The sequence below is a fragment of the Holdemanella sp. MSK.7.32 genome, assembly GCF_024460475.1.
In the GTDB taxonomy this organism is placed as follows: Bacteria; Bacillota_I; Bacilli_A; order Erysipelotrichales; family Erysipelotrichaceae; genus Holdemanella.
Window position 1 is genome coordinate 1 of the sequence record NZ_JANFYN010000135.1, and the last position, 357, is coordinate 357.

General features: G+C 39.2%; 1 protein-coding gene. It reads right to left on the bottom strand.

Annotated features, from left to right (window positions below):
• A partial coding sequence (gene rplQ / locus NE544_RS12140) for a 50S ribosomal protein L17 (RefSeq protein WP_118116685.1) occupies positions 1-356 on the bottom strand: 356 nt, incomplete at its 3' end.
• Position 357 lies beyond the last annotated feature (1 nt).

Sequence of the window (357 nt, forward strand, 5' to 3'; positions counted from 1 at the left end):
ACGAATTGTACAATTGCCATTGGAGCTGCATCTCCACGACGGATACGTGTTTTTACAACACGAGTGTATCCACCATTACGATCTGCATATGCTGGTCCAATTTCATTGAATAATTTTTGAAGAGCTGTTGTTCCCTCTTCATCAACTTCTACATTACGAACATAAGCTGCTGCTTGTCTACGTGCATGTAAATCTCCACGTTTTGCTAATGTTACTAATGAGTCCATTACAGCGCTTAATTCTTTTGCTTTCATTTCAGTTGTTTCAATTTGTCCGTTTTCAATCAAAGATGTTGCCATGTTACGCAACAATGCTTTACGATGATCGGCTTTACGTCCCAATTTACGATTCCACATG